This is a genomic window from Ulvibacterium sp., assembly GCF_028285715.1.
Lineage (GTDB): Bacteria > Bacteroidota > Bacteroidia > Flavobacteriales > Flavobacteriaceae > Ulvibacterium.
The window spans coordinates 293,589-318,374 of the sequence record NZ_JANQOO010000017.1 but is presented as its reverse complement, the minus strand read 5'-3'; the positions used below and the strand labels follow the sequence as shown (position 1 = coordinate 318,374).

Below are 24,786 nucleotides of genomic sequence, written 5' to 3'. Positions count from 1 at the left end.
TTTAACTATTTGATCCATCCATTATCCTTGTAGATCTGAATGTACTGATTGCTGAGTTCATCGGAGTCCTTGTATTTTACACGTAGTCCTTCAAGTTTCTCCTTCAACTCGGCTACGACGGTGGCATAGGCCGGATCGTCATAGACATTGTTGACCTCCTGGGGGTCGTTTTTGCGGTCATAAAGTTCCCATTCGTCTACATTGTAATAAAAATGCATGAGTTTAAAGTCCTCGGTAGCAATACCATAATGGCGTTTTACGGCATGTACGGCGGGATATTCGTAATAATGGTAATACACGGCGTCCCTGTCCCATTTTTCCCTTTCCCCCTTCAATAGGGGTACCAAACTTTCACCCTGCATTTCCTCGGTAGGGGCTGCACCGGCAATCTCCAAGAAGGTTTGGGCAAAATCCAGGTTTTGTACCATTTCGGTAGTGGTAGTGCCTGGGGTGATGACATTGGGCCACTTGATCAATAAAGGGGTCTTAAAGGATTCATTGTACATAAAGCGCTTATCGAACCAACCATGTTCACCCAAATAGAAGCCCTGGTCCGAGGTGTATACGACCAAGGTATTTTCATCAAGTCCGGTCTCGTCCATATAATCTAAAAGTCGCCCTACATTTTCATCCACCGCGGCAATAGTGGCGAGATAATCCTGCATATACCGTTGGTATTTCCAAACAGTTAAGGTGGAATCGTTCATGTTGGGATAGTCCTTTTTGAACTGTTCGCTTATCGGCCCATAGGTAGCATCCCACGCCGTTCTCTGTTCCGGGGTCATCCGATCCAAAGGGGACCACTCGTATTTGTCCTCTACCTTTAGCTCGTCCGTCACGGCCTGGGTCAGTTTATTGTCGTAACGTAATTGCATTTCCTTTAAAATCCCCATCTCCGCCGTTTTGGAAGCAGTACCTCGGGTCGCATAGGTATCAAAAAGCGTTTCGGGCAGGGGGAAACTCTTTTGGGTATAGGTCGTGTAATGGCGTTGGGCAGGGAGCCAAGTTCTATGCGGTGCCTTATGCAGGTACATCAACAAAAAAGGTTGGGCTGTGTCCCTGCGCTTCTGCATCCAGTCCAACGTAAGGTCGGTGATGATATCCGTTACGTATCCCGTTATGGTGGTATCTCCGGCTGAGGTAATGAACTTGGGATTGTAATAATCGCCTTGGCCGGGCAGTATCTTGAACTCATCAAACCCTTTGGGATTGTTGCCAAAATGCAATTTTCCGAACATCGCGGTCTGGTACCCCGATTTTTTAAGGATTTGCGGAAAGGTAACGTTGGTGGTATCAAAAGGCATACGATTATCGATTTTCCCATTGAGATGGCTATGCTTTCCCGTTAGGATTACGGCCCGGGACGGGGCACAAATGGAGTTGGTGACGCTGGCATTGGTAAACAGCATTCCCTCTTTGGCAATCCGATCGATATTCGGGGTCTGTATCAACCTATCGTCATAGGCACTGATGGCCTGATAGGCATGATCGTCTGACATGATGAATACGATGTTGGGCCTTTTCGGGGTTTTGGATTCTGTGCTATCGGCGCCATCTTTACAGGAAATTAGGCAGATAAAGCCTAGTGATAACAGTACGTTCGTCGACTTTTTCATGGGTTTTGGTTGTTATAGGTTTCCAGTACTTTTTTAAATTCTTGTAGGAGCGGTTTCAAGGCTTCGGGCTGTTCGGCGGTATCCAACGGATCTTCTTCCAAAGGGTCGTCCTCGAGATTGTAGAAGGCCCCATTTCCGTACAATTTCCATTTTTTATCCTGTACATATCTTCGAGCCTTGAATTTTCCCCAATTTGGGGCATAATCGCAAAAAATCCAGTCCCGGACCTTGGTTTCCCTGTCCAACAACTGGGGATAGAAACTATGGCCATCGGTCTGTGACGTGTTCGAAAGGTTTGCTTTAGCCGTCTCTAGCAGTGTCGGTACAAAATCGGTAAAATCGATAAGATTTTCATTAACGCTACCCGCTTTTATTTTTCCCTTCCAGTTGGCGATCATGGGAACATGGGTTCCCGCATTGGTAGTATTGCCCTTGTCACCGGTCAATGCCACGCCATTAATAACGGAGGTAACATCGGTATCCGTTCCATTGTCCCCGATAAAAAGGATCAAGGTGTTCTCGCGTATGCCTAGGTCCTCTGTTTTTTTAACGATTTTACCCACCAAAAGATCCATATAGCCCACCATTTCACCAAAGTAGGTGGTATCGTTTGTTTTTGAGGCATTGTCGAAATCTTTAAAACCTGGATTTTTAGGAGTGGGAACAAAAGGGTCGTGCGTCAGTACCATGGGATAGTAGATGAACATCGGCCCATTTTGATGGGCATCCATAAAGGATTCTATGTAGTCTACAAAGAGATCGGGGCCATAGGCCCCCGGAAACGTCTCGGTATCCTTTTGTTTACGGCTCAAATGGGGGTCTTTGTAGCGCGACCCGCGTTCATCTATTTGCCAAAGGCAATAATCCTCAAATCCGGCTTGTTCGGGAGTGCTTCCCACACGACCTCCCGCCAATTCCTGTTGTCGTTCATTGCCCCATAATTGCCATTTCCCGGCCACCAAGGTTTTGTAGCCCGCCTGCTGCATATAATGCCCAAAAGTCTTTTCCTTGGCATCCAACAATCCAAAACCGACATAGTTTCTAAAATTGTACTTTCCGGTCATCAACTGTACACGGGAAGGGGTACAAAGAGGTGTGGAGTAACAGTGGTCAAACCGCATGCCTTCCCGGGCCAAGTTGTCCAAGTGAGGCGTGTGGTAACTGTCGCTTCCGTAGACCCCCAAGGTCTCGTAACCCAGGTCATCGGCCATGATGAGGATAATGTGGGGTTTGTTGGAACGCTGATCCAATTCCTTACGTTTTTCGGTACAGGAAAGGCAGCAAAAAGTAATTACGCAAATCGGGAAAAACAACAGGGATTTCAAGAAAACCGGTTTAGAAATCCCAAGATACTAATTTTATGGTTGCACGGTTTTTTTCTTAAGTACGACCAAGGAATTTTTTTGAATATCCACAGCTTCCTTGAACAGCGATTTTAAGGCCTGGTAATCCTTTTCGTTAAAATAGGAACTGTTCAGTGCTAGTTCAAAGGAAAATGAAATCTGACTTGTATTCCCGGTACTGTAAAACTTAAGCGTAGCTAGGGTATCGCCCAAGGCAATCGATTTATTTTCAGGAAATTCCTGAATAGCGTATCCATCAGGAATCGTGAAGATGATCTGATATCGGTAATTTCTTGGGTAACCAAAATCAATAGGATAATTACGCTCATCCAGTTGAAAGGGATTTCGGTTGAAGAATTGGATAAAAAATGGATTCAAGTAGGCCATATCACCATTGAGCACGTCTTCTATTTCGAACTTGAATCGTTGTGAAACGCCCTGCTTGTCCGTTCGTTGTTGTACCAATTCATAGGAGGTAATCGCAAAATTTCCCGAAATTTCCTCTTCTACCGAGTCCAAGTATTCCTCTTCACTTTTTTCGTTCAAGGTCTTATGCATATTTATGGCATTATACCCCGTGCTTACAGCGTCAAAAACACCAACGGCCTTGTTTTCCTCCGGGTCAAATTTAATTTGGGCCCTCACTTGATGGCGATTCTTGGTTTGGGGTCTAATATCATACCAATAGCTATCGTTTTTAAAATCCATGACCCTGCCGTAATGGTTTAAGGCCCGAAAAGGTAAAAAGCCAAATGGCATATACTTATCGGTCGCATCCAATAGATAACTTTTCCCATCAATTTCAGTCTTGGCCACAACATAGTTGAAGTTGGACATTACAGGATGTACCTTCGTAGGTAATCCCCTTTTTCTTGTAGATAAAAGCATTAAGTTAGTTGGAATGTTCGCGGCGTTTAATAGGTTGATCAACGACATATTTATCTCCCAGGCATTTCCCTTTCCAGCATCGAATGCCTCCTTTACCCTTGCTTTTCCATAGGATGAATACTGCTTGTTCCAAGCATAATGCTGTTGCACAAATTCAAAAATATTCTTGGCCCTGGTCAGTTCATCGCCTTCAATTAGAAGCTTTTCAGGCACGTGGCGTTCAAAAAAACCTTTCTTGGTCAGTTGCCTTCCAATATCCTTGTCGGATCTAAATTCCCTGTCCACATCTTTCCAGCTTTTGGTATACTTATTTGTAGTGCCATCGAGTCTATTGTATTGGGAAAGTTCAAAACTCAACTGTGACCGGTAATTTTCTGCGGAAAGCATAAATTCCTTTTCCTCCTTAAAGGCTGGAATATCCTTCATGGTATACTTCAATACCTCACAATCCGCAGCTTTTGGATATCCCTCAATAGTGAAACACCCTTTTTGAATATGAGCATCGTTTATATCCAATTCCAAATTACCTCTTAAGGAACGGTTGTAGACCCAATTTCCTGGGATTTTAGCATTGAATTCACTGTAGATTTTGGGAATCGATCCCTGGAAATCCCACCCGTTAAAATTGAAATCATATGGGGTGGTTATGGTATAGGAGTATTCTAGGATACTTCCTTTTTGCATTTTTGGAAAAGTAAAGGCTTTTACTTTCCACCTTTCGGAATGGTCGTTTTCAAAGATTTCCGAAGGCAAGACATTGTATTGAGTATCACCATTATGTGTAACTGCCTTTAACGCCGTCACCTTTTCGGTCAACGTACCCTTGTGATATAGTGGGATTTCGACGGTGCCATAGGCAAACCCCTTTTCATCCAGAATTTTGATTTTGGTGTGATATTCCTTGATCAAAAGTATCCTCCGGTCGACTACCTTAAAATAGTTATTGCCCCATTCATAAAGAACTACGGCATGGGCCGAAGGATCTTTTTCATAGGTAATCATATTTTTTTCAGTATTGGAAAGCTTTCCAAAGGTACCTTTCTGTTGGGCGGGCAAGGTCCAAATTACGGTTGTAAGGATGAGTACGAAGGTTAAAAAATGGTTCATTGTTAGTAGCTGGGTTTTAGAATTAGCTCTAGTGCTATATGAGGTCTTATGGCGAACACTAATTTTAAGAAAAGTTGAATCATATGGGAAAGGTTAGTTCATTTTTTTTTCGATTACGAATAGCGAGTTCCCCTGTATTTTCATGGTGCGGTCAAAAAGTTCACGCAGTAATTTATAGTCGGCAGGCTCAAAATATGCCGTATTAAGCGCCAAATCAAAGGATATCATAACTTCCTTGGCATTTTGCACATAGAAATATTCCAGAACAGCTAGGTTATCCCCGAGTCGCATCGCGTCTTTTTGAGGTAGGTCAATTAGCTGATATCCTTCCGGGATTGTAATATTGATTTGATATCTATAACGCCTTGGATAGCCAAAATCTACGGGATAATTTCTCTCTTCTTCAATAAAGGGGTTTTGTCTAAAAAAAATCGGAAGGAAGGGGTTAAAATATATCCTGTCGCCAATAGGATTGATACCGGCGCTGAATTGAATCTGCTCCGAAATTTTCCTTTCGTCAGATCTTTCTTGGACAAGTTTATAGGAGCCTATCTCAAGATTGTTTTGGAATTTCTCTGTCAAGGCACTCAAGTATTCTTCTTTATCTTTTTCATCTTTCATTTCCCTGGTTTGGATAGCGTTGTACCCTTGGGTTATCATTTCCAAACCACCGTTGGCGGTCTTGGAATCTGGATTTAGTTGTACCCTGGCCCTTATTTGACAACCATTGTTAGCATACGGCTTTATAGTGTGCCAGTAGCTGGCATCTGAAAAATCCATGACTCGGCCATAGTGATTTAGGGCACGGAAAGGCAGAATTCCAAAAGGATGATATTTGTTTGTCGCGTCCAACAAATAATCTTTATCGTCTATGGTTGCCTTGGCGATGATATAATTAAAGTCGGACATGACAGGGTAGGTTTTTTTGGGCAGACCGAGCTGTCTGGTTGACATTAACAATAAGTTGGATTTAATACCGGCAGAGTTTAATAGATTGATCAATGACATGTTGATTTCCGCCACGTTTCCTTTCTTTTCATTAAAAGCCTCCTTTACACGTACTTTTCCATAGATCCCAAAGCCGCCATTCCATGAATAGTGATTTCTGATAAAATTATAAATATGGGTAGCTTTGGTCATTTCGTCCGCTCCCTTTAGCAAATGGTCCGGTATCTTCCTGCCAAAAAAACCTTTATAGCGCAATTGTTTTCCAATATCTTTATCAGTCCTATATTCCCTATCTACATCCTCCCATGAAGTGGTCAATTTTGTGCCCTCATTAAGTCCGTTGATCTTGGAAAGTTCAAAATCTAACCTAGAAATATAATTGGAAGGGCCTAAAGTATAACTAGCATCATATTTAAAAGCAGGTATATCCTCCATTGCATAAGTAAGCTTTTCACAACTTAGGGCGAAAACACCTCCGGGAGGAACGAAACAGCTACTTAACTTTTCGACTTGGTTAGTACATAATTCCAACTCGCCGACCAAAGTTCTATTGTAAACATACTTCAGCGGAACAATGGCTTGAAACTCACTGTAAATCTTAGGAATGGTACTTTGAAATTCCCAACCATCAAGTTTAAAGATAAACGGAGAAAGTAAAAGGTACTCATATTCCAATATGCTACCTACACTTACATTGGGCAAGGTAAACTGCGCTTCAACAACTCCTGGCTGAGTATTTGAAAAATAGATTTTTTCTTCTTGAAGATGGCTTTTTATGCCATTGTTATGAGTAGTTGCTTTTATTCCAGCCACATCTTCATGCAAGTCCTTTCCAATTAAAAGTGGTATGGAAACATTACTATGCTTAAAGCCCTGCCTATTTAAAATTTTTATTTTGGTATGGTATTTTTTAATCAAATGAAGCCTTTTGTCCTTTACAATGAAAAAAACATCACCTTTTTCATACAAGACTACTGCAGGGGCATCGGGATCTTTTTCATAGGTATCAAATGTTCTGTCGAAGTAGGTAAGTTCTCCAAAAGGGATGCTATCTTGGGAAAAGGAAGGTAAGCCGTACATCAAAATAAGTAAGGCCGCAATATAATAAGACCGCATTGTATGGTATCGGTTAGGGGGTTGTAAGACCTAACAGATTTTAAAAGTAATTATTGTAATCGGGTACTAAAAAATAGGCCTTAGTATCTTTTTGTTCGGGGTATACCTCAAGTAAAAGCCACCCCAAAAAGTCTTTTGGGGCGGCCAACGCAAAAACGAAAACATAAAATTAATTGTATTATCCAGGTTTTGGCAAGACCCTTTATTTTCAAGAATCAGGAACCGGTATCATCATCTTCATCATCGTCAACAATATCATCTAGGTCAATTTCTGTGGTATTACCGTCATCATCGGTCTCCAGGGCACTATCATCACATTCCCCGTCACCATAATCCAAAGTAACGGTTTCCGAATTCTGGGTACTTACAACCACTCCGCTGACGTAATACCTACATCGCGGCTCGCTGCGCAACGGTTCGGTGATCTGGAATGTATAACTGTCCCCATTGCTGAAAATCGTTTCCCCATTACCGGTTACAAGATTATAGAAGTTAAGGAAGGTTTCTTCATCACTTTCGAAAATGGTTTCAGTGGCATAGCTGCTATTATCCGTCGCTTCCAGGCCATCCGGCCAGGTAAAACTAAAATCAGACTCGTAAGCGTAGACCAGATTCCCTGCCTCGTTTTCAAAATCATAAATGGCTTGGGCACTTCCGGTAACCATTATGTCGTTGTAGGTGTAATTTTCCAGAGTGTAGTCTATCACAAAGTCATTATCCTCACTATCTTCTGAAGTATAGGTAATTACTATCCTACCCGAGACCACATCCTCATTTCTAAGTTCGCAGGTCTCCCCATAATCGATGATGACCGCAATGTTTCCATTCTCATCTTCCTCGGAAGTGATATCCATACAACCGAAGGTCTTCTCTGTACTTACGGTTTTGCTTGTACTCGTATCTACGCCAAAATTGTTGCCTACGGCACTATTTATTTCATTAACGGCCGCTTCCAGTTCATTTTTTTCTGTCCGGGTTATTACTGTCAAAGAGTTAAATTCACCCGTGTCACTACTTTCATTGTCATCCTGACAACTCAAAAGAAATATAGCCCCTATACAGCAGAAGGCTATTTTTGCAATTCGCTTTTTCATAATGCTTCAAATTTTTAGTATTGAAAAATGGATTCCCGACCTCCCATGGGCCATGGCAGGTAAGCATACCGCTAAAGGGGCTTTACAGGTGTTGCTCCATGGATGAAGACGCGCGTAGTAAACACCTGCTCAATGTGATGGATATCCCTGTCCATTGGGTAAGGCCAACACGGTACTAGATCAAATTCAGGTTTCAAGATACCCTGAACTTAAAAAAGGAAAAAAATAGATATACTAATAGTCTGATTTTGTAGACGAAAAAAGAATTTCTATCGATTAGTTAATAGGATAAAAGGTAGATTTTTTAAAAGGGGAAAAGTGCTTAGCTATATATTGAAAATCAAGCAATTAAATGATTTATGAAGTACTGGCCAGCCCATTTATGGTTTGCCTCAATGTCGAAAGATTGGTCAAGAGTTGCTCCAGTCGCTCCAAGGGCAACATATTGGCCCCGTCGCTTTTGGCATTGGCCGGATCAAAGTGGGTTTCCATAAAAAGTCCATCTACCCCGGTTGCAATTCCTGCCCGTGCCATGGTCTCTATCAAGGCAGGTCTTCCACCGGTTACCCCGGAGGATTGGTTGGGTTGTTGTAGGGAGTGGGTCACATCCAAGACCACGGGAGCAAATGCTTTCATGGTGGGTATGCCCCTAAAGTCTACTACCATATCCTGATAGCCGAACATGGTACCACGATCGGTAATAAGGACTTGTTCGTTACCGGAATCCGTAACCTTGGTGACGGCATGTCGCATACTCTCCGGACTCATAAACTGCCCTTTCTTAAGATTTACCGTTTTGCCGGTTTTAGCGGCCGCGACCACCAAATCCGTCTGGCGTACCAAAAAAGCCGGGATTTGAAGCACATCCACAAACTCGGCCGCCTTGTCCGCATCCGAGACTTCATGGATATCGGTTACCGTGGGTACTTCAAAAGTCTCGGATACCTTACGGAGTATTTTCAAGGCTTTTTCATCCCCTATGCCCGTAAAGGAATCGACCCGACTCCGATTGGCCTTTTTAAAACTTCCCTTAAACACATAGGGAATGCCTAGTTTGTCCGTAAGCTGTACGATATGCTCCGCAATCCGTAGGGCCATATCCTCCCCCTCGATGGCGCATGGACCCGAGAGTAGAAAAAAATTATCGCCACGGGCATGTTTAATTTGAGGAATAAGAGACAGATCCATATCATAAATTTTGCATAAAGATAGTATTTAACCCTGGTTTCCTTTTTAGATTTAGCGAAACGAATCAAAATCTATGGGTAAATTAGTACTGCTGTGTTTTGCAATTTCCTTACCACTTTTGACAAACGGACAGCGAATGGAAATCCAGGAAAAAGGCAGTGGCCTTATCAACCTGGAGCGACACCAGTTTAAATTCGACCTTCTTGCACCAGGGTTGAGTTATGAGCTTGGCATTTTTAGGAACCAAACCATTTCCACCAGTCTGGGTCTGGGTCTGGCTACCTATCAAGAAGGATATGCCCTAGGATTGGCTTGGAATAACCGGTATCGCTATTACCACAATTTAAACAGGCGCGTAGCCAGGAACAAGAACGTATCGGGAAATTCGGGAAATTATATCGCTGCGGCCCAGGCCATTTTCTTCTCCCAACTCCGACTCGCCACGGACATTGAAGGCCCCGACGATTTTAATCTGGGATTTTACGGATTGGTCTACGGTATTCAACGCACCTATCCCAAAGGTTTTAATTTTAATGTAGAACTCGGTGCGGGTTATTATCGGGGAGATGGTGCCCTTTCCGGGTATGGCCCTTTGTTGAATATCAACTTCGGGTGGGTCGCCACCAAACGAAAATCAAAAAAACCGGTATTTGAATGAAACAGGTTTTGTGATAGGGTTATGAATCGTTGTTTTTGAGCGCTAAAATAACTTCCTAAAAATCAACAACATAAAATTAATATAAGATCTGATCGACAAGAGAAAATTAGGCGTATCTTTGCACGCTTAAAATCAAGGGTATGACCAGTACAAAGAATATTGCCATCATCGCGCACGTAGACCACGGTAAAACTACCTTGGTCGATAAAATCATGCACCATTGCCAGTTGTTTCGGGAGAACGAAACTACGGGCGATTTGATTTTGGATAATAATGATTTGGAACGTGAACGGGGGATTACCATAGTTTCCAAAAATGTATCCGTAACCTACAAGGGTACCAAAATAAACATTATAGATACTCCTGGGCACGCTGATTTTGGAGGGGAAGTGGAACGGGTGCTGAACATGGCGGATGGCGTTTTATTGCTGGTAGACGCCTTTGAGGGCCCTATGCCACAAACGCGATTTGTGTTGCAGAAGGCCATAGATATGAAGCTGAAGCCTTGTGTGGTGATCAATAAGGTGGATAAGGAGAATTGCACCCCCGAGGAGGTGCATGAAAAGGTATTCGATCTTATGTTCGAACTTGGTGCGGAGGAATGGCAATTGGATTTCCCCGTAGTATACGGATCGGCAAAGCACAATTGGATGAGTGATGATTGGAAAAAGGAAACGGACTCCATAGAACCTTTGTTGGATATGGTCATTGCCCATATTCCCAGTTTTATGGCGGAAGAGGGCAACACCCAAATGCTGATTACCTCCCTGGATTATTCTTCCTTTACCGGTAGGATCGCCATCGGTAGGCTTCAAAGGGGAAGCTTAAGGGAGGGTCAACAGATTTCCTTGGTAAAAAGGGATGGGAGTCTTGTTAAATCAAAAATAAAGGAGCTCTTTACTTTTGAAGGTTTGGGCCGCAAAAAGGTTCAGGAGGTGGCAGTAGGTGATATCTGCGCTATCGTGGGTCTGGAAGGGTTCGAAATCGGGGATACCATTGCCGATGTTGAAAATCCCGAGGGATTAAAGACCATAGCCATAGATGAGCCTACGATGAGTATGCTTTTTACCATTAACGATAGCCCATTTTTTGGGCAGGATGGCAAATTTGTCACTTCCAGACACATTAAGGAACGATTGGAGCGGGAACTCGAAAAGAACCTGGCCCTTAGGGTAGAAGAGACCGATAGTGCCGATAAATTTATGGTCTTTGGACGAGGGGTGCTCCATCTTTCCGTTTTGATCGAAACCATGCGGAGGGAAGGTTACGAATTGCAAATAGGTCAGCCGCAGGTTATTATCAAGACCATTGAGGGTGTAAAATGTGAGCCTATGGAACAACTGACCATAGATTTGCCGGAGGAGGTTTCCGGAAAGGCGGTTGAAATGGTCTCCATTCGTAAAGGGGAAATGACCCATATGGAAGCTAAGGGGGAACGGATGCTCTGTGAGTTCCATATCCCGTCCCGGGGAATTATTGGGCTACGAAACCAATTATTGACGGCGACGGCCGGAGAGGCTATAATGACCCACCGTTTTTTGGAATACCAGCCTATGAAGGGCGATATCCCACAACGCCAGAACGGTTCCTTGGTCTCCATGGAGAATGGGAAGGCCATACCCTATTCCATTGATAAACTTCAGGAACGGGGCAAGTTCTTTATAGACCCGGGGGAGGATATTTATGAAGGACAGGTCATTGGGGAGAATTCCCGAGGCGATGACATGACCGTTAATGTCACCAAGACCAAAAAGCTTTCCAATGTACGTTCGGCCGGAGCGGATGACAAGGCAAAGATTGTACCGGCCATAAAATTTTCCTTGGAAGAGGCCTTGGAATACATCCAAAAGGACGAGTATGTTGAAGTGACCCCGAAACACCTTCGCTTGCGAAAGATATTTTTAAAGGAGGTGGACCGTAAACGGAATAAAATCGATTGATACTGCCCCAAAAGACCTTGAATCCGATTCGAGGTTTTTTGTTTTGGGTGGTCTATTTTGTCAAATCGGTAATCTGCACGTCCTGTATTTGCGGCTTCAATATTAATTGCACAAGCCAGGATTTTTTTGAACCAAGTGCCATGTAATTTGTATAAATTGAAGAAGCTAATTCATTCAAAGAAAATCGATTTACATGAGACTAAAAGGGAAAAAAGTCCTTATTACGGGCGGTTCCCGTGGTATTGGAAGATGTATGATCGCGGAACTGATAAAACAGGGCGTTAAGGATATCGCGGTCATAGCCAGGGATAAAAAAAATTTAGAGCGGCTCCCGGAGGATTTTGAAAAAACAAAATTTCTGTTGGTCAATGGAAACGTTGGCGATATCGGTGTGCTTCGCGAAATGTCCTCCAAAATTGAGGACCAATGGGGCCGTTTGGATGTATTGATCAACAATGCAGGTATCGTTTCGGCAGGGTCGTTGGAGGATATCCCGGACGAAGAGATCTATGACCAAGTGGCCGTAAACCTAACAGCCGTTCTATTCCTTACCAAATATTGTCTGCCCTTACTCAAATCTTCCAGGGAGGCGGCCATTTTAAATGTTTCTTCGGGATTGGGACTTTTGGGTATGCCGTTTTATTCGGTATATGGAAGTACCAAGGCAGGGATTCGTCAATTTTCGGATTCCTTGAGACGAGAGCTTAAACCTTTTAAAATTTCGGTTACCTGTGTATATCCCACCGCAACGGACACGGAAATGATGCAGAAATTTAAAGGCCGGGAAATGGACTCACCGGAACATGTGGCCGAGAAGTCCATTCAAGCGCTGATGCAAAAGGAACTACATTTTATCTTTGGAGGGGAACAGCGGCTTAAGGACCATCGACTCAACTTTGAATCCCCAAAGAAGTTCGACAGGCAGATTTCCGATAGCTATGACCAACGAAGAGAGGCCAGTCAATCCCACAGGGCCATCTAAATTTTAGGAACAAGGCCAGGTGGATGGTCACTTCCATTACAATTCAATGCATCCGCGCAGTAGCGGAAAAACAAGGACTGGAGAACGATTAATCTAGCGGGGCCTGATGCAATGCCGCGGCGGCGGCGCCAACAATACCGGCATGATTTCGGAGCTCTGCGGGTATAACCGGAGTATCGATCTTTATGTAATCCTTGAACTGGTCAAAATCCTTGGAGGTTCCACCTCCCAAAATAATCCAGTCCGGGGATACCAACAATTCCACGAACTCCAAAAAAACGTTGAAGCGCTTACCCCACTTTTTGTAACTCAGCTCCTCGCGCTCCTTGGCCGATGCCGCGGCCCAAGTTTCAATTTTTGTATACTTTTTGTAGGGAATCTGGCCCAATTCAAAATTAGGGATCAGTTCACCATCCAAAAATGCACCACTGCCCAATCCTGTTCCAATGGTAATCATAATCACCAAGCCTTCCTTTCCTTTGCCAATACCATAGTTCATGGTGGCATAACCGGCGGCATCGGCATCATTGATAACCGTCACCGGGAGTCCTGTGACATCACTAAAAAGCTTCTGGACGTTGACCCCTAGCCACTTTTTATGGAGGTTACCGGGCGATTTACAGATGCCGTGCTTGATAACCGTAGGAAACCCACAGCCTATGGGCCCCTTATGCCCAAAATGGTCTACAATTTCCTTGAAGACCTTGGCCATGTCCTTGGGTTTTTTGGATTCAGGAGTGGGAATCCTAAAGCGCTCCGTAAGCATTTCCCCTGTCAATGAATCTATTAAGGCTCCTTTCATACCGGAGCCGCCAATATCAATACCAAGAACGTCCATCGCTAGATTTTGTATTACCGGGGCAAATGTAACAAAAGTTTTTACTTATGCTAATCCTATGTTGTAAAGAGGGTTTTTCTGTAGCTAAAAGTCATATAAACCGGTATTGCCCTCTTCCAAAATGGGCACCAACTCTTGTATGATGTCTGCATTATCCTTGGCAATATTTCTGGATTCCCACGGATCCAGGGTATGGTCATAAAGTTCCAAGGTCGGTTCTTCCTCTCTGTAATATTGGGTCAATCGATATGCGTCCGTACGCAACGTAATACCATTTTTAAAATAGCCATAGGCCACTCCGTCTGATGACTTTTGGATAGATTCCATGGTATGGGCAAAACTTTCCCCATCAATGGCATAATCCATTTTCAAGTCACAAAGCTCCATAAGCGTTGGATAGATATCCACGGTTTCCAGGATTTGATCTACTTTCTGGTTTTTGTGATCAAGATAGGGCGATTTAACTATCAGGGTACTTTTCAACGCATTCTCGAACAAGGTATGTTTACCCCATACCCGCTGGTCTCCCAAATGCCAACCATGGTCGCCCCAAACAACGATGATCGTATTCTTGTCCAGCCCCAAAGTCTTAAGTTCCTTCCATAGTCTTCCGATTTGTGCATCGATATAACTGATGGACGCCCAATAGGCATGTCTCAATTTTTTGGCATAGGCATCCGATACTGCCTCTGACAAGCTCGCTTTCTCCTCACCCAAGGCATATTGGTTGAATTCCCCGCTTCCATGCAGACTTTTCAAATGGATGTCTTCTGGAATTTTGGGGTATGGAGCAAGCGGAATACGATCGCTGTCGTATAAATCCCAGTACTTTTTTGGGGCGTTAAAGGGCAGGTGGGGCTTAAAGTAACCTACCCCCATAAAAAAGGGTTCTTCCTTGTTTTTGAGCTCCCGCAATTTAGTGAGGGCAAGCTTGGTGGTGAGTCCATCCGGGTAGCCGTCGTCATCCACATAACCTTTTTCATAGGGTTTCACCTGCTTTTTTAGGCTCTGTCGGTTTTCCCCACTGGCATAGGCGAAAAAAGCGTTCCATCCGGTCTCCCATTTTCCGGGGTCAAAGAGCAGTTCATCCCAGCTATGGGGCAATTCCCTTTTATTTGAAACGGGCTCTTCATAACCATATACCAATCCATCCGCGGAATGGCTTATTTTCCCTATGCCCGCGGTATGATAGCCCTCCCTTCTGAATTTATGGATAAAGGTCTCGGGAATGGCCTGTTCCGGTTTTTCGGAGATTTCCTTTTCTATGGCTTGGTTGGATAGATGGATGGGTTTTGAGGGTCGCATTCCTGTCAATAGGGCATGCCGGGAGGCTCCGCAAGTAGGAACCTGAACGTAGTGATGTGTAAAATAGGATCCTGCACGGGCCAAGCTATCCAGATTGGGAGACTTAACATCGGAATTATAGATACCCAGTTCGGTCCGTAAATCGTCAACCGCTATAAAAAGGATATTGGGTCTGATTTTCTCAGGAGCAGGGCTTTTGACGCATCCCGAAAAAAAGAAGGTGAAACCTAGAACAAAAAAAAGTCGAAACATCCAGTAGTGTATTATACATCCCGTGAGTTCCAAAGTAATCAAAAAATAGGAAGTAGGCCAAAATGATAGGATCATAGCCCCGTTTTGAGCAGGTGTACTATTTTAACGATTAAAAAGGCCGGCATTGTAACCACCAATTCCGACTGATTAATGACGGTGACCACCGTAATATCCTGGTTCTCCAAATAAGTCAGATAACAGGTATATCCCGGATCAAAACCACTATGGCCCATTACCCGTCCTGTTCTTTTTGATTTATCGAATAGCATTACCCCCAAACCATAGCCTTTTTTAAAATCCAGCATTTTAGGTAACGTTGCTTCGGATTTGAATAGTTTTCCCCGGAACAACCCTTGGGCAAAGACCGTCAAATCATCCGTTGTGGTAAGGATACCTCCTGCAGGGTTCATTTTGTTGAAATGCAGGGTAAATTTGGTCAGGTCCCAATCCGTATAGTATCCCTTGAACATTTGGGGAATAACATCGTCGGAGGGTTGCAAAGAGGTGTTTTTTAACCCTAGCGGGACTATTATTCTACGTTCAATAATATCGGCAATGTTGGCATTGTCCACCTTTTCGGCAATCATTCCCAAAAGGATATAATTGGTGTTGGAATATCCGTACTTACCTAGTTTGTGGGTCGCAGCCCCCAATTCCAGGGCGAAATCGATTCGCTCTTGCAACGTATATTCGCGCTCCGGGTCGTTTTCGTAACCATTCAGATGTACTTGGCCTTTATTAAGATAATCAAAAATACCACTGGTGTGGCGCAAGAGATGTTCCAGGGTCAATTCCTGCTCATAGGATTTTCCATTATACTCGGTCAGGTTTTTGATTGTGGATTCATCCAAATATTGGATAACCTTGTCATCCAAAGAAAGGAGTCCTTCTTCTTCCTGTTGTAAAATACAGGCGGCCACAAATGTTTTGGTGATGCTCGCCGCGATGAACTTTTCATTGCCAGACAAGGGAGTATTCCCATCCCTACCCACATGTCCCGGACTGTATTTCCAGTTGGTGGCATTTGGATAGCTGACCGAAGCGATTACCCCACTGGCCTCGGGATTTATCCTAAGGTACTCATCGGTCAAGGCCATTAATTCTTTCTGAAGTGATTCGGACTGCGCAACGAGTTTCGGATATCCCAAACAACAGCAGATACCATAGATTAGAACAAACTTCAAACGTAAACCTTCTGCCATAACCTTTAATTTTACCACTATAGAGAGGAAGGCGTCCTATAATTGTTACAAAAAATGAATGTCATGATGGATAAGGTGTGCAAATCTTTTTTTGGGTCCGCAAACTTCTTTTCATTTATCGGCTATATTTGAAAAGAAGGATTTTGGACTACCCTTTCTGACATAAATTTTAATTCTACCTTGATTTTCGGATAAAATGAATACGTTTCAACGAATCGTCCCACTTCTTTTGATTTTCCTTCACCCTATTGACGGAATGTTGGCCCAAGAAACCCCATCGACCCTAAGGATATTAAGCTATAACATTCATTATGGGGTGGGAATGGACGGGAAAAAGGATTTGGCTCGAATCGCCGATGTGATAAAGGCCACGGACCCCGATATTGTAGGACTTCAGGAGGTAGCCGATTCCACCATGATGGCCACCCTAGGTAGATTAACGAATATGCACAATATTTTGGGGGCTTCTACCGAAAAGGAAGCACCCAACTTATACCATTTGTTGGATATTCCCGTACCGGATTCCCAATTGCACTATGGCGATGGTATATTGTCCAAACAACCTTTTGCCTATGTAGGCAATCTTTCCATTCCAAGTGCCAGCAGCAGCCGATATGAGGCCATGTGCATTGATGTGGATTTTTCCAAGGAGCCCGGCAAAAAAGAAATCGTCCGATTTATAACCACCCACTTTGATTATTTGGAAACCATTGGTTCCGAGATGGCTAGGAAAGCCGCGGTCGCGGTAATCGAAGCGGCGTTTGTGGACGATAAAATGGATATGGGCTATATCCTTACCGGCGATTTGAACGCAACTCCCGATTCCGAAGTCCTGAATCTTTTGGAACATAAAGGTTGGGTAAAAGAGGATTTTGGCAAGGAATTGCCAACGGTTCCCTCCACAGCTCCCCGTAAGCAAATCGATTACGTTCTCGTACGACCAAAAAAGCGATGGAAAATCATGGATATTCGGGTAATCTATGAACCGGACGCATCCGATCATTTGCCTATTCTCATGACCTTGGAACGCATTTCCAGGGATTGAATTTAAACGATTTTCTTCGGTTTATGTAGAAATAATAGCTTTTGGAACACCAAAGGAAATATCTTTCTTACCGAAAAAGCGATGGGAGGAGAACCAAATGTCCTTATAACCGCTCATGTTGTCCAATGAGGGCATAAATTAGGGTGCGTACAACACGTCGGTTTGCATACGACAAGATAACCGACAAGTCTGGATACCCGGACCGGGCCAAAGCTTGGATGATGGAATGATTTAAGAAAGGGAATGGAAGAAGTGCCGACATAGGTATTACTTAAATATTGACCAAGGTGACAAAAAAAGAGAGTTTAAAGGCGTATTTTTATGCTCTAAATGGCAATACTACATAGATATGGATAGAGAAAATAGGGAAGCTATTATCACGGTTGTTGGCTTTTTGGGTGCGGGAAAAACGACCTTGTTGAATCATTTGATGACCAGCTATATGGAGGAGGGTTGGAGTCCCTTTATTATTCTTAACGACTATGAAAATGCAAATCTTGATATTCAACAATTTATTGGACGGGTAGAGTCCAAATGGGTGAAGGCTCTTAGCGGTAGTTGTATTTGCTGTAGTGGTATAGACCAACTTAGGGATTTCGTCAATGGAATACCGGAGCGAACAAATGGCATAACATTGATTGAGGCCAATGGTACCTCAGACGCTTGTTCACTTATGAGTTTCCTTGGCGTTGGGATTAACGAACGGTTTCTGCCACCTATCCAAATATCCGTGGTTGACGTCAAAAACTGGCAAAAAAGGGGTGAGCATAATGAACTTGAAGCGAATCAGATTCAGGTATCTTCCTTGATTGTTTTGACACATATTGACAATGTAACATCGGATCGACTAAATTCAGTGGTCGAAGCGCTTAAGAGCCTTAATCCATTAGCGGAAATTATGACCCTGGATGACATCAACATTTCCTTTCTTCCCAAACTCTCTCCCTCCCAAAACGATGCCCAAAAACTTGACCATCTTAAAGCGCATTGGTCTTCTTGCTCCATTGATTTACCTAATTTGCCCAATCCTAATTGCATATATGCGATTTGTAATGCCTTGCCGAAGGATATTCTGCGCATAAAAGGCTGTACACAAATCGGAAACGAGGAACAATATACCTACTTTGAGCGTACTCCGGATGGTGAGGTACGTGTTAGACCTTTTAACGGGGTCCCGATCACAGGTCCCAAACTTTTGACCATAGGGCCCGGAAGTGATTTGGCATTACTTGAAAAAGCGGTTGGAATAGGTCTTTCACAACAACAGGAGGTCAACAACGCAAAATGACTTAAAGACACCCTACAGAAATATATATACAGTACTAAAACGGCCACCTAAACATACCACACCGTATCCAATGCAAATCAATGGACCGGCGGTAAAATTAATGTAGTGGCCCAATCCTCATATGTAGTCGTCTACCTCTGGTTATGCATAAATGAATCGATTTCTTTAATTTTATTGGGTATAGTGAGGTCATAGGAACCCTAACAAGTGGATTATTGCATTCACCCATTGATATTTTTGGAATTTGGTTCGGTTTGGAGAAAGCAACTTCACCAAGCGTAAGGATAACCTATAAGTTATATAATCCAGGCAACGCATGAAAATTATCATTACAGGAAGTACAGGAATGATAGGAAGTTTGGTTTTGACCCATGGCCTGAACGCCCCTCAGATAACCGAGATACTGAGTTTGGTTCGAAAACCGACCGGGCAAAAGCATGCCAAACTCAAGGAAATCGTAGTTGGGGATTTTGAAGATTACAGCAAAGACAATGACTTGTTCAAAGACATCAAGGTTGCTTTTTTCTGTCTCGGTGCCTACACCGGACAAGTTTCCGATGAGCTATTTAAAAAAATCACGGTGAATTATGCCGTTGAATTTGCCAAGGCCTTGGAGAAGAATAGCCCAGGAGCGACCCTTTGTCTATTAAGTGGGGCGGGAGCGGACAGGACGGAAAAGAGCAAAACCTCCTTTGCACGTTACAAAGGAATGGCAGAAAACCAAATCTCGAGTTTAAACCTTAGATTTTATAGCCTTAGACCAGCATATATTTACCCAGTGCAACAAAGAAAAGAGCCGAATTTCGGATATAGGCTACTTCGGGTTTTGTATCCCTTACTTAAAGCCTTTGGCAAACGCTATAGTATTACATCCGTAGAATTGGCGGATGCCATGTTCCATGCGGGACTTAATGGTGCGGACCAGGAAATTTTGGAAAATCAAGACCTATTGAGATACCATAGCGAAGAAACTTAAAATCGATATAACATTAAAACTGAAGTTCACGATGAAGCCATCCCTTTTCCTTATGATAGCTGTTTTTTCCCTGATTGTATTTTCAGTTCAGGGGCAGACTCCAAAAGACTCCCTGCAAATCAAACAGGTAGCGTTGGATTATATCGAATCCCAACATAACGTAAAGCCCGAACAATTTGAACGGGCCGCCCACCCTAGAATGGTCAAAAGGACCTTTTGGACGGACAAGGAGACCGGGAAGGAATATTTACGGGAGACCTTTACCGATGCCATGATTCTGCTGGCCGAAACCTATAATAAGAATGGGGACGGTTTTCCAGAGAATCCCAAAAAAGAGGTCATCATACTGGATATCTATGACAAGACCGCTTCGGTAAAGCTTATAGCCGATGATTGGATCGATTATATGCACATCGTAAAACTGAATGGAAAATGGCAATTGGTCAATGTCCTGTGGCAATTCAACGATTCTGGGGAGCATTAGAGAAAAAGCCATAGTTGGCTTTTAACCAATTAACTAAAGATAGGGTCTTCTTCAAAATCAAAAGACATTTTTTGACTAGGTCAATCGCCAATTCGCATTTTGGCCAAAGGAAAACTGCTTTAAAGGATTCATGTGAAAATAAGCCCTTCGGTTTTACAAAATACGATACAGTATTATAGTTCAATACAAAGCCGGTAATGTCAAATTGCTGTATCTATCTGAATATTTTGACTTAAAAGTTTTTTGAAGCAAATAATTTATATTATATTGTTTTTTGTAGTTTATTTTCTATAAATGATATATAAAACTCCTCACAGGTTCATAATTTTACCTGCAAAATTATAAATAGACACTTGTTACAATCTGTTATATATTAAGAATGATTAGCCTATTCGTTATCCCGGCAGTTTTAGTTTTGTTTTCTCTGTTTTGGATATTTTATCCCCCAATAAACAGAAATCGATTGTATGGGTATAGAAGTGGTAGATCTTTAAGAAGTGATTCCGCTTGGCGAAAGGCCAACTTTATTTGCAGTAGAGTATTATTGGTTATTTCAATACTAATTTTCTTAATGCAGTTGGTCGCCTTTTTAATTATAGGAACTGACAATGATGAAGTAGTAACCGTATTGACCATCTCTTATGTTATCTTAATTTTTTCCATAATACCCATAACTGAAATATCATTATCTGAAAAATCAGCAAGCAACGAGATAAATAAAGAAAACAGCTGATTATGTTGCAACCTTATTTTGAAGTGTCTTCCAAAAATTTTCTAGTACCCAATTAAAGTAGATTATTTACTCAATAGATTTTGACACAATATTTTTCCAAAAAGGGAGGTTGGCCTGAGAAATGCCATTGGTAGATTACAAATTCACGGCTTTAAAAGTAGATGAGCCAAAAGAAATGGAATCTAGGGACAGTGAATTCAACACAGAACACGAACAATACCTAGACAAAAACTTGACAATCTCCGTAAAGTTTAAATCTTCAATAAGATAGGGCTTCCGCGAGGGCAGCTTCGGAAAAAGCGATAAAAAATGAGGACTTAGTGGAAATTTTTAACAAGATCGATGAGCGGGAAATGATTTTTCAACACTTTGAAGTTTTTAATAGTACGGATTAGTCGGCTACAAAACGGTACTGAAGTTATAGCGGTTTGGGCACTGACCTAAACCGCTTTTTTTATATATTATCCGCAAATTGTCAAAATAAAAAAGGTATGCCTTTAGCTGGCTGCCAAGTATACGCGAACCTGTTGGCAGTATTTTAAAATACTACGTACCAAATGAAATATTTACCTGGAATGAGATGTCTTATCATAGTACTGACCATTGTTTTTACTAGTGTGGGATCTGGTTGTGAAAAAGACGTAAAAGCACCAACGGATAATCGAAAGGGAGCAGCTTCTTATCTCTTTCCCAAGATAACAGGTAATTACGCGCTATTTAAGGGGGATGAAATAGGTGGAGTAAAAATGAGCTATGAGTCCGCCACAATTTACCCAGATTCTACCAAGAGCGAATTAATTTTGAAATGGGATAATGTAGCCAGTACATTGTTTAAGGGCAGTGCTTCTTTCAGACTTACCCTGGTTTCGGATCTAAATACCTTTCAAAAGTTTTCAGTGTACACCACGGGCAATGTACTGATAGATTCAATGGATCTGTCCTTAGGGACGCCATTTCAGTTGGTACAATGTAAAATACAGGAAAAACATGTATCGGATGTCCTTGAGAATGGATTGAAAGTTCAGTTAAAGGGAAAAGGCTCACCAGTAGGGGTAATCACTCGAACTGAACATAATCTGGACAACTTTTTACCCCATTTGCTTATGCCGGGCAGCCGACCGATCCGTGAGGAGTTTTTGGATAAAATGGCTTCCCTGGCCTGCCTAACCGAATACGGATGGCAAGAAGGGTGTGTAATTGACGGAATAGCTCGGTTATCCGAAACAGCAAAAGACGGGAAGCGCTATAAGCAAAACCTTGAAAAACATCTATCGGTTATTTTCCCGGATGACGAAGGCATAAATCATGATTACGAAAAGATAGGGATGGAGTTTACCTCTTGTCTGGCACAACTGGCGTTATGGAAACCGGATCACCCGGAAATCAATCACGTTTTGGACTATTGGAAAAGAAAAACCGATTCCATGGGGGTAATAAAAAATGGAAACAAAATTGTTGCTGAAGGAAACTATACCGTGGCATGGCCATTGGCCGTTATGGCCCAACAATTGAATAGGCCCGAACTGGCGCAGGAAGCCATTCATCAGTTAAGGTTGCGTCGCAAATACCTGGTCGATGAACACGGTGCGATTTGGCTTAGATACAATTTTAAGACTCAGGAAAGAACATTTCCCATGTGGTCTCGGGGGTTGACCTGGTATGTATTGGGACTTGCAAGGACATTGGACGTCCTTCCCGATCCTCCCAAGGACTTAATCGAAGAGTTACGGCGGGCCACCGATTATTTAATTTCTATGCAAAGAGCGGATGGAATGTGGACGGTCTTTGCGGGAGATCCCGAAACCGCACCCGAAACATCGGGCACAAGCGGTGTGGCCACCGCAATGGCCATTGGAGTGCGAAGAGGATGGTTAGGGAAAGATGCGGAAGCCTCGGCATTATTGGCAATGAAAGGAGTGGAAAAAAGACTAACGGCCGATGGCTTTCTAGATGGCGTTGCCGAAGAAAACAAAGGTGGCCTGCAATTTCAAAGAGAAACAAAAGGGGCTCTATGTAATTGGGGTATGGGCTTATTTGCGCAACTTCTGGCCGAATTGGCCCCTCCAGTAAACTAATTCAAAAATGCTACCAACGACCACCCAAACGGCCTAAATAAGGCAGTTTTGGCAATTATAGGTTTATGCCCCATTGTTCCATTAATTCAATGATAGGTATTAATTCCTTGCCTTTTTCGCTTAAACTGTATTCGACATTTACCGGGACCCTATCTGTTAACACGCGTCTTTCAATAATGCCATCTTGTTCCAGCTCGCGTAATTGTTCCGTTAAGACCTTATTGCTGATACTTGGAATGAAGTGATTGATCTGCCCAAAACGTTTGGCCGACTTCCGAATAGTGTAGAGTATGATGAATTTCCACCTTCCGCCCAAGACGGACATTATCTTGGTAACAGGGCAATTCTCGGGATTGTTATAGACATATCTCATTTTGTGGTTACTTGCAGGTTACTACAAACAGCATTGTTGCTTCCGAATCGGGAATTCTGGGTCGTATCTTTGCCACACAAAGTTACATAAATAAACATAGTTACTTAAAGAAACTAATATATTATGAAAAACAGTAATCTACAGGTAGAGGTATTCAAAGGCAAAGAGGCCTCCGTAAACAGTTACATCTTCAACAATACCAAATCCATAGTGGTTATGGATGTGCTGCGAAACTCAAAAGAAGCCCTGGAATTGGCAAAGTACATCAAATCAAAAGGATTGCCGCTCACCCACATCTTGATCACCCATGGGCATCCTGACCATTATATCGGAATGGATTGCCTCAAAAGGGAATTTCCCGAAGCCCAGATAGTAGTTTCCATTCCGGAAGTAAAACAGGACATCATTGGTTTCAGTAAATGGATGGAAAGCATCGGTTGGTTGGACAACGAACCGAATTTAAAACCAAAATCCGAGGAGAACCCAACCGGATTTGATTACGAAAACCAAATAGAGGCGCTCGATAACACTAGTCTTACGCTGGAAGGTGGGGGTACTTTGGAATTGAGCAATGACTATAATCCAGCGGAGGCAGAACACTTGACTACGGTGTATTCCAAGGACCTAAATGCTCTTTTTACTTCTGATTTCTGTTATAACGGGGTGCATCTGTGGCTCGGGCAGGGGGTGGACGCGACGCATATAGCCCATTGGAAGGCACAACTCGAAACCTTTAAGGCCCGTTATCAGGATACAGATTTAATGATTTATCCAGGGCATGGAGCATCCTCTGATGTTCAACTCTTTGATGTTGTACTAAAATACATTTCCGATTTTGAGGCTACCGTAGCAAATGAAACAACAAAAGAGGACGCCCTGACCAAAATGAAAGAATTGTATCCCGATTGGGAACAATCCGATTTCTTGCTAGCGTACAGCGTGGATTACCACTTTAGCTTAAAAGCAAACGAATGATACTGATAACATTGGGACTATTCGTGATGGTTCTTACCCTATTTTATCCTCAAAACAAAGGAGAACTTACGGTTGGTGAAAAAATCCATTTCAACAGGATCGAGTGCAAAAAAACCATCACGACTGTGGAGGAAATCAGGTTTAAAAGTTCCATCGAGTGCGTAAAGCACTATAATAAATTGGTTTGTAAGCTCGCAAAGCAGAATACCGACTATGATTTGGATGCTTGGACCCATAACACCTTTGTAATCTCAAACGGTTCTCTGGAGGTATCTAGGTTTGGGAATCATATCAGATTAAGGAAGACCTTGGAAAAATAAAGCAATGCATCCGTATAGGTAACAACGGTTAGGGAAAACG

The 24,786-nt window shown here is 42.8% G+C and carries 21 protein-coding genes; 11 read left to right on the top strand and 10 right to left on the bottom strand.

Features of this window, described 5'->3' with window-relative positions:
• Positions 1 to 5 precede the first annotated feature (5 nt).
• From Q0993_RS08395 to kdsA, 6 genes are all read right to left on the bottom strand, one after another.
• The gene (locus Q0993_RS08395) at positions 6 to 1,616 is read right to left on the bottom strand and encodes a sulfatase (protein WP_299531786.1); all 1,611 of its coding nucleotides are present in this window, start codon (positions 1,614 to 1,616) and stop codon (positions 6 to 8) included.
• A complete protein-coding gene (locus Q0993_RS08390) occupies positions 1,613 to 2,941 on the bottom strand; it encodes a sulfatase-like hydrolase/transferase (RefSeq protein ID WP_299531784.1) in 1,329 nt (442 codons plus the stop codon). Before Q0993_RS08390 ends, Q0993_RS08395 begins: the two co-directional genes overlap by 4 nt.
• A 33-nt stretch (positions 2,942 to 2,974) precedes the next feature.
• Positions 2,975 to 4,954, bottom strand: coding sequence for a DUF3857 domain-containing protein (locus Q0993_RS08385; protein ID WP_299531782.1), 1,980 nt, complete (start codon positions 4,952 to 4,954; stop codon positions 2,975 to 2,977).
• A gap of 93 nt (positions 4,955 to 5,047) precedes the next feature.
• Positions 5,048 to 7,018: a hypothetical protein gene (locus Q0993_RS08380; protein WP_299531780.1), complete on the bottom strand. Its 1,971-nt coding sequence runs from the start codon at positions 7,016 to 7,018 to the stop codon at positions 5,048 to 5,050.
• A gap of 215 nt (positions 7,019 to 7,233) precedes the next feature.
• Positions 7,234 to 8,112: a hypothetical protein gene (locus Q0993_RS08375; RefSeq protein ID WP_299531778.1), complete on the bottom strand. Its 879-nt coding sequence runs from the start codon at positions 8,110 to 8,112 to the stop codon at positions 7,234 to 7,236.
• Positions 8,113 to 8,469: 357 nt separating this feature from the next.
• Positions 8,470 to 9,300, bottom strand: coding sequence for a 3-deoxy-8-phosphooctulonate synthase (kdsA, locus tag Q0993_RS08370; RefSeq protein ID WP_299531776.1), 831 nt, complete (start codon positions 9,298 to 9,300; stop codon positions 8,470 to 8,472).
• A 73-nt stretch (positions 9,301 to 9,373) separates the two neighbouring features.
• Here kdsA and Q0993_RS08365 point away from each other — a divergent pair, with 73 nt between their 5' ends.
• From Q0993_RS08365 to Q0993_RS08355, 3 genes are all read left to right on the top strand, one after another.
• Positions 9,374 to 9,958, top strand: coding sequence for a hypothetical protein (locus Q0993_RS08365; protein WP_299531774.1), 585 nt, complete (start codon positions 9,374 to 9,376; stop codon positions 9,956 to 9,958).
• A 140-nt stretch (positions 9,959 to 10,098) separates the two neighbouring features.
• A complete protein-coding gene (gene typA, locus Q0993_RS08360; protein ID WP_299531771.1) occupies positions 10,099 to 11,898 on the top strand; it encodes a translational GTPase TypA in 1,800 nt (599 codons plus the stop codon).
• 193 nt (positions 11,899 to 12,091) lie between these two features.
• A complete protein-coding gene (locus Q0993_RS08355) occupies positions 12,092 to 12,880 on the top strand; it encodes an SDR family oxidoreductase (protein ID WP_299531769.1) in 789 nt (262 codons plus the stop codon).
• 88 nt (positions 12,881 to 12,968) lie between these two features.
• On the opposite strand, the gene ppgK is transcribed toward Q0993_RS08355, so the two are convergent.
• From ppgK to Q0993_RS08340, 3 genes are all read right to left on the bottom strand, one after another.
• Positions 12,969 to 13,718: a polyphosphate--glucose phosphotransferase gene (gene ppgK / locus Q0993_RS08350; protein WP_299531767.1), complete on the bottom strand. Its 750-nt coding sequence runs from the start codon at positions 13,716 to 13,718 to the stop codon at positions 12,969 to 12,971.
• Positions 13,719 to 13,802: 84 nt separating this feature from the next.
• Positions 13,803 to 15,350: a sulfatase gene (locus Q0993_RS08345; protein WP_299531766.1), complete on the bottom strand. Its 1,548-nt coding sequence runs from the start codon at positions 15,348 to 15,350 to the stop codon at positions 13,803 to 13,805.
• Positions 15,347 to 16,477 carry a serine hydrolase gene (locus Q0993_RS08340; protein ID WP_299531764.1) on the bottom strand — a complete coding sequence of 377 codons (1,131 nt, stop codon included), beginning with the start codon at positions 16,475 to 16,477 and terminating at the stop codon, positions 15,347 to 15,349. Before Q0993_RS08340 ends, Q0993_RS08345 begins: the two co-directional genes overlap by 4 nt.
• Before the next feature lie 196 nt (positions 16,478 to 16,673).
• Between Q0993_RS08340 and Q0993_RS08335 the strand changes: the two genes are divergently transcribed.
• The 6 genes from Q0993_RS08335 (at position 16,674) to Q0993_RS08315 (ending at position 23,078) form a co-directional block, all read left to right on the top strand.
• Positions 16,674 to 17,522 (top strand): endonuclease/exonuclease/phosphatase family protein, encoded by an 849-nt coding sequence (locus Q0993_RS08335; protein WP_299531761.1) that lies wholly within the window; start codon positions 16,674 to 16,676, stop codon positions 17,520 to 17,522.
• Positions 17,523 to 17,871: 349 nt separating this feature from the next.
• Complete coding sequence (locus Q0993_RS08330; RefSeq protein WP_299531758.1) at positions 17,872 to 18,810, top strand: GTP-binding protein; 939 nt, start codon at positions 17,872 to 17,874, stop codon at positions 18,808 to 18,810.
• A 316-nt stretch (positions 18,811 to 19,126) separates the two neighbouring features.
• Positions 19,127 to 19,786, top strand: coding sequence for an NAD-dependent epimerase/dehydratase family protein (locus Q0993_RS08325; protein WP_299531755.1), 660 nt, complete (start codon positions 19,127 to 19,129; stop codon positions 19,784 to 19,786).
• A gap of 31 nt (positions 19,787 to 19,817) precedes the next feature.
• Positions 19,818 to 20,270, top strand: a complete 453-nt coding sequence (locus Q0993_RS08320; protein WP_299531752.1) for a nuclear transport factor 2 family protein — start codon at positions 19,818 to 19,820, stop codon at positions 20,268 to 20,270.
• Between the two features lie 379 nt (positions 20,271 to 20,649).
• The gene (locus Q0993_RS21870; RefSeq protein ID WP_367279592.1) at positions 20,650 to 21,003 is read left to right on the top strand and encodes an SdpI family protein; all 354 of its coding nucleotides are present in this window, start codon (positions 20,650 to 20,652) and stop codon (positions 21,001 to 21,003) included.
• Positions 21,004 to 21,578: 575 nt separating this feature from the next.
• Positions 21,579 to 23,078: a glycoside hydrolase family 88 protein gene (locus tag Q0993_RS08315; protein WP_299531750.1), complete on the top strand. Its 1,500-nt coding sequence runs from the start codon at positions 21,579 to 21,581 to the stop codon at positions 23,076 to 23,078.
• A 55-nt stretch (positions 23,079 to 23,133) separates the two neighbouring features.
• On the opposite strand, the gene Q0993_RS08310 is transcribed toward Q0993_RS08315, so the two are convergent.
• A complete protein-coding gene (locus Q0993_RS08310; protein WP_299531747.1) occupies positions 23,134 to 23,451 on the bottom strand; it encodes a helix-turn-helix domain-containing protein in 318 nt (105 codons plus the stop codon).
• A gap of 123 nt (positions 23,452 to 23,574) precedes the next feature.
• Between Q0993_RS08310 and Q0993_RS08305 the strand changes: the two genes are divergently transcribed.
• Together Q0993_RS08305 and Q0993_RS08300 are read left to right on the top strand one after the other, a co-directional pair.
• A complete protein-coding gene (locus tag Q0993_RS08305) occupies positions 23,575 to 24,426 on the top strand; it encodes an MBL fold metallo-hydrolase (RefSeq protein WP_299531744.1) in 852 nt (283 codons plus the stop codon).
• The gene (locus tag Q0993_RS08300) at positions 24,423 to 24,746 is read left to right on the top strand and encodes a hypothetical protein (RefSeq protein ID WP_299531741.1); all 324 of its coding nucleotides are present in this window, start codon (positions 24,423 to 24,425) and stop codon (positions 24,744 to 24,746) included. Before Q0993_RS08305 ends, Q0993_RS08300 begins: the two co-directional genes overlap by 4 nt.
• Positions 24,747 to 24,786: the final 40 nt, after the last annotated feature.

Coding starts and splice junctions, on each gene's coding strand:
- Q0993_RS08395 (WP_299531786.1), bottom strand. CDS start 1,616: ATGAAAAAGTCGACGAACGTACTGTTATCACTAGGCTTTATCTGCCTA.
- Q0993_RS08385 (WP_299531782.1), bottom strand. CDS start 4,954: ATGAACCATTTTTTAACCTTCGTACTCATCCTTACAACCGTAATTTGG.
- Q0993_RS08380 (WP_299531780.1), bottom strand. CDS start 7,018: ATGCGGTCTTATTATATTGCGGCCTTACTTATTTTGATGTACGGCTTA.
- Q0993_RS08375 (WP_299531778.1), bottom strand. CDS start 8,112: ATGAAAAAGCGAATTGCAAAAATAGCCTTCTGCTGTATAGGGGCTATA.
- kdsA (WP_299531776.1), bottom strand. CDS start 9,300: ATGGATCTGTCTCTTATTCCTCAAATTAAACATGCCCGTGGCGATAAT.
- Q0993_RS08365 (WP_299531774.1), top strand. CDS start 9,374: ATGGGTAAATTAGTACTGCTGTGTTTTGCAATTTCCTTACCACTTTTG.
- typA (WP_299531771.1), top strand. CDS start 10,099: ATGACCAGTACAAAGAATATTGCCATCATCGCGCACGTAGACCACGGT.
- Q0993_RS08355 (WP_299531769.1), top strand. CDS start 12,092: ATGAGACTAAAAGGGAAAAAAGTCCTTATTACGGGCGGTTCCCGTGGT.
- ppgK (WP_299531767.1), bottom strand. CDS start 13,718: ATGGACGTTCTTGGTATTGATATTGGCGGCTCCGGTATGAAAGGAGCC.
- Q0993_RS08345 (WP_299531766.1), bottom strand. CDS start 15,350: ATGATCCTATCATTTTGGCCTACTTCCTATTTTTTGATTACTTTGGAA.
- Q0993_RS08340 (WP_299531764.1), bottom strand. CDS start 16,477: ATGGCAGAAGGTTTACGTTTGAAGTTTGTTCTAATCTATGGTATCTGC.
- Q0993_RS08335 (WP_299531761.1), top strand. CDS start 16,674: ATGAATACGTTTCAACGAATCGTCCCACTTCTTTTGATTTTCCTTCAC.
- Q0993_RS08330 (WP_299531758.1), top strand. CDS start 17,872: ATGGATAGAGAAAATAGGGAAGCTATTATCACGGTTGTTGGCTTTTTG.
- Q0993_RS08325 (WP_299531755.1), top strand. CDS start 19,127: ATGAAAATTATCATTACAGGAAGTACAGGAATGATAGGAAGTTTGGTT.
- Q0993_RS08320 (WP_299531752.1), top strand. CDS start 19,818: ATGAAGCCATCCCTTTTCCTTATGATAGCTGTTTTTTCCCTGATTGTA.
- Q0993_RS21870 (WP_367279592.1), top strand. CDS start 20,650: ATGATTAGCCTATTCGTTATCCCGGCAGTTTTAGTTTTGTTTTCTCTG.
- Q0993_RS08315 (WP_299531750.1), top strand. CDS start 21,579: ATGAGATGTCTTATCATAGTACTGACCATTGTTTTTACTAGTGTGGGA.
- Q0993_RS08310 (WP_299531747.1), bottom strand. CDS start 23,451: ATGAGATATGTCTATAACAATCCCGAGAATTGCCCTGTTACCAAGATA.
- Q0993_RS08305 (WP_299531744.1), top strand. CDS start 23,575: ATGAAAAACAGTAATCTACAGGTAGAGGTATTCAAAGGCAAAGAGGCC.
- Q0993_RS08300 (WP_299531741.1), top strand. CDS start 24,423: ATGATACTGATAACATTGGGACTATTCGTGATGGTTCTTACCCTATTT.